The sequence below is a fragment of the Stenotrophomonas sp. UBA7606 genome (assembly GCF_002477705.1).
Taxonomy (GTDB): Bacteria; Pseudomonadota; Gammaproteobacteria; order Xanthomonadales; family Xanthomonadaceae; genus Stenotrophomonas.
In genome coordinates this window covers 1-4,447 of record NZ_DLJW01000089.1, presented here as the reverse complement: position 1 = coordinate 4,447, position 4,447 = coordinate 1, and the positions used below count along the sequence as shown (strand labels likewise).

The 4,447-nt window shown below is 65.4% G+C and carries 3 protein-coding genes and 1 pseudogene; 2 read left to right on the top strand and 2 right to left on the bottom strand.

What is annotated here, in order from left to right; translation table 11 throughout:
• Window positions 1-1,241, bottom strand: a 1,241-nt coding sequence (locus tag B2527_RS11310; RefSeq protein WP_293712217.1) for a peptide MFS transporter, incomplete at its 3' end; no start/stop codon positions are given.
• Between the two features lie 208 nt (window positions 1,242-1,449).
• Window positions 1,450-2,310: a tryptophan 2,3-dioxygenase gene (locus tag B2527_RS11305; RefSeq protein WP_293712215.1), complete on the bottom strand. Its 861-nt coding sequence runs from the start codon at window positions 2,308-2,310 to the stop codon at window positions 1,450-1,452.
• A gap of 607 nt (window positions 2,311-2,917) precedes the next feature.
• Here B2527_RS11305 and pdhA point away from each other — a divergent pair.
• Both pdhA and B2527_RS11295 read left to right on the top strand, forming a co-directional pair.
• On the top strand, window positions 2,918-4,006 hold the full coding sequence (gene pdhA, locus B2527_RS11300) for a pyruvate dehydrogenase (acetyl-transferring) E1 component subunit alpha (protein ID WP_293712213.1): 1,089 nt from the start codon (window positions 2,918-2,920) through the stop codon (window positions 4,004-4,006).
• A pseudogene (locus B2527_RS11295) lies at window positions 3,999-4,447 on the top strand (alpha-ketoacid dehydrogenase subunit beta); the annotation flags it as partial. The gene pdhA and the pseudogene B2527_RS11295, both read left to right, overlap by 8 nt.

Sequence of the window (4,447 nt, the reverse complement as noted above, 5' to 3'; positions counted from 1 at the left end):
ATCGGCGACAGGCACAGCTCACCGACGGTCTGGATCACGTAGACCATGAACAGGGTCCAGAACGGGATCTTGCCAGCGCCGTCGACCAGCGAGGACAGCGCGTACATCAGCAGCAGGAAGGCCAGGCCGTTGAAGATCAGCCCCAGGCCGAACTTGCGCGGGATGGACGGGTTGGCCTTGCCCAGCGCGGTCCACAGCCAGACGAAGATCGGGCCAAGGGCCAGGATGGCGACCGAGTTGACCGATTGGAACCAGCCAATCGGGAAGGTCCAGCCACCCAGGTCACGGTTGACGATGTTCTGCGCCAGGAAGTTGAACGAGCTGCCTGCCTGTTCGAAGAACATGAAGAACAACACGTTGAACACGAAGATGATCAGCATGGCGATGGCACGGTCACGCGCCACCTTGCCCTCGCGGATGCCCTCGACCAGGATCATCACGCACAGTGCGGTGAACAGGCCGCCCAGGATCCAGCCAAGGATGCCGGCATCGATGGACAGCAGCGCATAGGCAACCGGCACCGCCACCAGCGAACCCACCAGCACGGCGATGGTGCGGCCCATGCCTTCACCACCGGCCGGCGGCTTGCCGATTTCGCCGAGCTGGCGACGGCCAAACCAGAACCACACCAGGCTGATCAGCATGCCGACGCCCGAGGCGATGAACACGTACTTGTAAGCCGGCATGGCTTCGGTGCCGAACACATTCTCGGCCAGGATGCCGGTCAGCACCGGGGCAACCAGCGCACCGGCGTTGATGCCCATATAGAAGATGGTGAAGCCCGAATCACGCCGCGAGTCGTTGATGCCGTACAACTGCCCGACCATGCTGGAGATGTTCGGCTTGAACAGGCCGTTGCCCGCGATCACCGTGGCCAGGCCGATACGGAACACCTGGTCATTGGGGATGGCGATCAGGAACAGGCCCAGCGACATCACCGCCGCGCCGATCAGGATGGAACGCTGGTAACCGATGATCCGGTCGGCGACGAAGCCGCCGAACAGGGCCGCCGCATACACCAGCGCCAGATAGGCGCCGTAGAGCTTGCTGGCACCGGCCTGGCTCTCGGAGAACTGGGCCACGATGTACAGCGTCAACGCCCAGCGGATACCGTAGAACGCAAATCGCTCGAAGAACTCGGTCATGAACAGCATCCACAGCGGACGCGGGTGACCGAGCAGGTTGGTGAACTCCGGCACGGGCGCCGGGGTGGGTGTTGAGTTCGGCGCGGCAGCGCTCATGCGGGTGTCCCCTGGAATGATTGGGCAAATACGAAAAAGTCGGCCGGAACCGGCGCGACGGGCGAGGATCACCGAAGCAGCTGTACCGCGTCAAATGGATACCGCCGCAGGCAAGCACCGGAGATTGCCGCACAAACGCCCCCCTCCGGTGCCTGCGCGCCCAGCACAAGCCCCTGAATAGGTTGAGGTTTCAGTCCCGGGCAGGAACTCAGGCGTCGGCCCGGATGCTGGTGCGCACTTCGAACAGTTCCGGGAAGAAGGTCAACTCCAGCGCCTGCTTGAGAAAGCCCACGCCACTGGAACCGCCGGTGCCGCGCTTGAAGCCGATCACCCGCATCACCGTGCGCATATGGCGGAAGCGCCACAGCTGGAACTGGGTTTCCAGGTCCACCAGGTCCTCGCACAGCGAGTACTCGCGCCAGTAGCGATCGGTGTCCTGGTAGATGTTCTCGAACACCTGGCGCAGGGCCGGGTCGCTGATATGCGACTGGGTCCAGTCATGGCCTTCATAGGTTGCCGGGATGGCATGGCCGAAGCGCGACAGGTAGGCCAGGAACTCCTCATACAGGCTGGGGGCTTCCAGCACCTCGCGCAGCTGCGCCTGCCCGGCCGGGTCATAGGCGAACACCGCCAGCATGTCGGCATTCTTGTTGCCCAGCAGGAACTCGATGTAACGGTATTGCAGCGACTGGAAGCCCGAGGACGGGCCCAGCACGTCGCGAAAGCCCATGTATTCGGAAGGGGTGAGGGTTTCCAGCACCGCCCACTGCTCGGTCAGCAGGCGCAGCACCTGCTTGGCCCGGGCCAGCACCTTGCGGCACTGCCATACCTCGTCACGCTGCATGTGGCCGCGCGCGGCGCGCAGCTCGTGGGCCAGCAGCTTGAGCCACAGCTCCGAGGTCTGGTGCTGGATGATGAACAGCATTTCGTCGTGGTGCGGTGGGCTGGACAGCGGCTGCTGGGCCGACAGCAGCTGGTCCAGGCGCAGGTAGCCGCCGTAGGTGAGCCGGCCCTGCAGGTCGGTATGGATACCGGCTTCGAGCTCACGCTGGTTCTTTTCTACGGTCATCGGCCTGGCCATCAGATGGGGCGGCAAGGGTAACGCAGCCCGGGCCATCTGCCCCCTCCCTTTCGATTGCAGTCCACCAGGTAGTGCCGAGCCATGCTCGGCAGGGGCTTCCCCAGCCAAGCCCCAAAGCCCCCCTCCCCAGCGCTCCCCTTGGCTTCGCCAAAGGGAGGGGGCGTGTAGTGCCGAGCCATGCTCGGCAGAGGCTTTCCCAGCCAAGCCCCAAAGCCCCCCTCCCCAGCCCTCCCCTTGGCTTCGCCAAAGGGAGGGGGCGTGTAGTGCCGAGCCATGCTCGGCAGGGGCTTTCCCAGCCGAGCCCCAAAAGCACCCCTCCCCAGCCCTCCCCTTGGCCTGCAGCCAAAGGGCGGGGAGGTACTGCCCCCGCGCAAACGGAATCGAAACACTTCCAACTCCGCCCGGGGGGAGAATGTGCCGCACCTGCGACTACAGACTGAATACGTTGATATCTCGCCTTCCCGGCACCGGCCGCGGAACCAATGCCCGCTGTGTCCGGTCAATCGTGCTGCGGCGCAGGACGGCTTTTTCAGCCTGAGTCCTTACCATGTGTAATTCCTATCATTTGAAACCATCTGTTCAAGGTGTTGCTGCAATGACGGTTTCCGCCCAGTTCCAAATCGATTACCTGCAGTACCTGGATGCCGACGGCAACCTGGTACGTGACGATCTCCCCGCCTCGCTGCGCGATCCGCGCTCGCTGCTGCCGATGTTCAAGCAGATGCTGGCCACGCGGGTGTTCGACACCAAGGCCGTGGCGCTGCAGCGCACCGGCAAGCTCGGCACCTTTGCCTCCTGCCTGGGCCATGAAGCGGCCCACGTAGGCATCGGCGCGGCCATGAAGAGCGGCGACGTGTTCGCCCCCAGCTACCGCGAGTACGGCGCCATGTTCATGCGCGGCGTGCGCCCGCGCGACGTGTTGATGTACTGGGGCGGCGACGAGCGCGGCAGCGACTACGACCGCAGCAGCGATGCGGTGCGCGATTTCCCGATCTGCGTGCCGATCTCCACCCAGTGCCTGCATGCGGCCGGCTCGGCACTGTCGTTCAAGCTGCGCAACCTGCCCCAGGTCGCGGTCAGCGTCTGCGGTGACGGCGGCAGCTCCAAGACCGACTTCTACGCCGCGGTGAACTCGGCCGGCGCCTACAAGCTGCCGCTGATCCTGTGCGTGGTGAACAACGGCTGGGCCATCTCGGTACCGCGCTCGGCCCAGACCGGTGCCGAAACCCTGGCCCAGAAGGGCCTGGCCGGCGGCCTGTTCTGCCTGCAGGTGGACGGCAACGACCTGATCGCCGTACTGGCCGCGATGGAACAGGCACGCGAGCGCGCCCTGTCCGGCCAGGGTGGCACGGTGCTGGAATTCCTCACCTATCGCCTGTCCGACCACACCACCGCCGATGACGCGCGCCGCTACCGCGACGACGCCGAAGTGAAATCGGCCTGGCTGAAGGAACCGCTGATCCGCCTGCGCAAGTACCTGACCGCGCACGGCGTATGGAGCGAGGAAGAAGAAAAGAACTGGATCGCCGAGTGCGGCACCCGCGTCGACGAGGAGGTCAACGCCTACCTCAACTGCCCGGTGCAGCCGGTCGAGGCGATGTTCGACTACCTGTATGCCGATCCGCCGCCGGACCTGCTGGCGCAGCGTGCCGCCGCCATCGCCCTGGAGCAGCGCCATGGATGACATCAAGCGCAACGCCTCTGTCACCCCGGCCAGCCACGATCACGGCGTCGCGCACAGCGCGGCGAGCAACAGCGGAGACACCCCGATGACAGCCACCCCGATCACCCTCATCGAAGCCGTCACCCAGGCCCTGGCCTGGGAAATGGAACACGACCCCTCGGTGCTGGTGCTGGGCGAGGACGTGGGCGTCAACGGCGGCGTGTTCCGCGCCACCGCCGGTCTGCAGCAGCAGTTCGGCGCGGAGCGCGTGCTCGACACCCCGCTGGACGAAACCACCATCGCCGGCCTCACCGTCGGCCTGGCCGCACAGGGCATGAAGCCGGTGGCCGAAGCCCAGTTCGATGGCTTCGTCTACCCGATGGTCGATCACCTGATCTGCCACGCCGCGCGCCTGCGCAACCGCACCCGTGGCCGCCTGCATTGCCCGATGGTGCTGCGCGT